Here is a 2,500-nt window from a genome sequence, read left to right as displayed (position 1 = left end):
CGGTCGGCCAGGGCCATCGCCAGGCCGAGCTGGCGCACCTTGCGGGGCAGGGTGTAGGCGTAGGAGCGGGGCTTGGGGCCGAACGCGACGCCGCCGCCCACGAAGGTGGGGACGCCACGGTCGCCGTGACGGGCGTTGCCGGTGCCCTTCTGGGAGTACATCTTCTTGCCCGTCTTGCTGACCTGGGCGCGCGTCTTGGTGCTCGCGGTGCCGCGGCGGCGACCGGCGAGCTGCCAGGTCACGACCTCGTGCAGCACGTGCGGGTTCACTTCCGGCAGATCGAGGTCGATGCTACGACCGCCGTTCTTGCCGATAACGCTAATCTGCGCCATCTCTTACCTGCCTCCCTTGACGGCCTGGCGCAGCACCACGAGGCCACCGTTCGCGCCGGGGAGGGCACCCTTGACCAGGATGAGGTTCTCCTCGGGGCGCACCTCGACGACTTCGAGGTTCTGCACGGTGACGCGCTCCATGCCCATGTGGCCCGCCATGCGCTTGCCCTTGTACACGCGGCCGGGCGTCTTGCGCTGGCCGATGGAACCGGGGCGGCGGTGCCACTTCTTGGAGCCGTGGCTCGCGGGGCCACCCGCGAAGTTCCAGCGCTTCATGACGCCCTGCGTGCCCTTACCCTTGGACGTACCGGTCGCGTCAATCTTCTCGCCCTCGGCGAAGATGTCGACGTTCACGGTGTCACCGTCGGGGGTGAAGCCGCGGAACTCACGCAGGAAGCGCACGGGGGCGACCCCCGCCTTCTTGAAGTGGCCCATCAGGGGGCGGTTGACGCGCTTCTCGCTCTTGGGGGCAAAACCCAGCTGCACGGCCTCGTAGCCGTCGGTCAGCTTGGTCTTGCGCTGCACGACGGAGCAGGGACCCGCCAGCACGACCGTCACCGGAACGGCGCGGTCGCCCTTCCAGATCTGGGTCATGCCGATCTTGGTGCCGAGGATGCCCTTCATGCGCGGCCCCCGACGGTCTTGATCTCGATGTCCACACCCGTGGGCAGGTCGAGGGTCATGAGGCTGTCAATCGTCTTCTTGGTGGGGTTCATGATGTCCACCAGACGGTTGTGGGTGCGGATCTCGAAGTGCTCGCGGCTGTCCTTGTGCTTGAACGGCCCGCGCAGCACGGTGAAGCGGCGGATGCGGGTGGGGAGCGGTACAGGACCGGCCACATCCGCCCCGGTGCGCCGGACCGTGTCCACGATCTTGCTCGCGGACTGGTCCAGCGCCTTGTGGTCAAAGCCACGCAGTTTGATACGAATCTTCGGGGCAACCATTGTGTTTACTCCAACACTTTCGTGACGACGCCCGCGCCGACGGTACGGCCGCCCTCGCGGATGGCGAAGCGCAGGCCCTCTTCCATGGCGATGGGCTTGATCAGCTCGACGGTGAAGGTCACGTTGTCACCGGGCATCACCATCTCCACGCCCTCGGCCAGCTCCACCACACCCGTCACATCAGTGGTGCGGAAGTAGAACTGCGGACGGTACCCGCCGAAGAACGCCGAGTGACGTCCACCCTCATCCTTGGACAGCACGTACACGCTGGCCTCGAACTTGGTGTGCGGCTTGATGCTGCCCGGCTTGGCCAGTACCTGGCCGCGCTCCACGTCATCACGGGCCACGCCGCGCAGCAGCACCCCCACGTTGTCGCCCGCCATGCCCTGATCCAGCAGCTTGCGGTGCATCTCGATGCCCGTCACCGTGGTCTTCTTGGTATCGCGCAGCCCGATGATCTCCACCTCGTCCTGCACCTTCACCACGCCACGCTCCACGCGGCCGGTGGCCACGGTGCCGCGGCCGGTGATGGTGAACACGTCCTCGACGGGCATCAGGAAGGTCTTGTCGGTGTCGCGCTCGGGGGTGGGGATGTAGCTGTCGATGGCGTCCAGCAGTTCCCAGATGCGGTCGACCCACTGGTTCTCGCCGCGGCTGGTCTTGGGGTTGGCCTGCAGCGCTTCCAGCGCCTGCAGGGCGCTGCCCTTGATCACCGGCAGGTCATCGCCGGGAAACTCGTACTTGCTGAGCAGCTCGCGCACTTCCATCTCCACCAGTTCCAGCAGCTCCTCGTCGTCGACCATGTCCACCTTGTTCATGAACACGACGATGTAGGGCACGCCCACCTGGCGAGCGAGCAGGATGTGCTCGCGGGTCTGGGGCATCGGGCCGTCGGCGCTGCTGACCACCAGGATCGCCCCGTCCATCTGGGCGGCGCCGGTGATCATGTTCTTGACGTAGTCGGCGTGGCCGGGGCAGTCGACGTGGCTGTAGTGGCGGGTGGGGGTGTTGTATTCGACGTGCGCGGTGTTGATGGTGATGCCGCGGGCCTTTTCCTCGGGGGCCTTGTCGATCTGGTCGTAGGCCAGCTTCTCGACGGTGGGGTCCATCGCGGCCGCCGTGAAGGTGATGGCGGCGGTCAGGGTGGTCTTGCCGTGGTCCACGTGCCCGATCGTCCCGACGTTCACGTGCGGCTTCGTCCTCTCAAACGTTCCTTTGGCCATG

The 2,500-nt window shown here is 66.4% G+C and carries 4 protein-coding genes (1 of these 4 cut by a window edge); all 4 read right to left on the bottom strand.

Going from position 1 to position 2,500, the window contains the following annotated elements; all coding sequences use genetic code 11:
* Tightly spaced (at most 5 nt apart), the 4 genes in view from rplD to tuf form a layout consistent with a single transcriptional unit that may run on beyond the window.
* Window positions 1–332, bottom strand: partial view of a 50S ribosomal protein L4 gene (rplD, locus tag F784_RS0120770; protein WP_019588635.1) — the 5' portion only. Its footprint begins 289 nt before the window's first position; only the first 332 of its 621 coding nucleotides appear in the window; its start codon is at window positions 330–332; its stop codon lies beyond the left edge, outside the window.
* A gap of 3 nt (window positions 333–335) precedes the next feature.
* The gene (gene rplC / locus F784_RS0120765) at window positions 336–956 is read right to left on the bottom strand and encodes a 50S ribosomal protein L3 (protein ID WP_019588634.1); all 621 of its coding nucleotides are present in this window, start codon (window positions 954–956) and stop codon (window positions 336–338) included.
* On the bottom strand, window positions 953–1,276 hold the full coding sequence (rpsJ, locus tag F784_RS0120760; protein ID WP_019588633.1) for a 30S ribosomal protein S10: 324 nt from the start codon (window positions 1,274–1,276) through the stop codon (window positions 953–955). Before rpsJ ends, rplC begins: the two co-directional genes overlap by 4 nt.
* Window positions 1,277–1,281: 5 nt before the next feature.
* Window positions 1,282–2,499, bottom strand: coding sequence for an elongation factor Tu (gene tuf / locus F784_RS0120755; protein ID WP_019586270.1), 1,218 nt, complete (start codon window positions 2,497–2,499; stop codon window positions 1,282–1,284).
* Between the last annotated feature and the right edge of the window lies 1 nt (window position 2,500).

It is taken from the genome of Deinococcus apachensis DSM 19763, assembly GCF_000381345.1.
GTDB classification, from domain to species: Bacteria; Deinococcota; Deinococci; order Deinococcales; family Deinococcaceae; genus Deinococcus; species Deinococcus apachensis.
The sequence above is the reverse complement of the archived record's forward strand: the minus strand, read 5'-3'. Positions and strand labels throughout refer to the sequence as shown.

What these genes read in the sequence shown, in the direction of transcription:
- rplC (WP_019588634.1), bottom strand. Translation starts at nt 956, where the DNA reads ATGAAGGGCATCCTCGGCACCAAGATCGGCATGACCCAGATCTGGAAG.
- rpsJ (WP_019588633.1), bottom strand. Translation starts at nt 1,276, where the DNA reads ATGGTTGCCCCGAAGATTCGTATCAAACTGCGTGGCTTTGACCACAAG.
- tuf (WP_019586270.1), bottom strand. Translation starts at nt 2,499, where the DNA reads ATGGCCAAAGGAACGTTTGAGAGGACGAAGCCGCACGTGAACGTCGGG.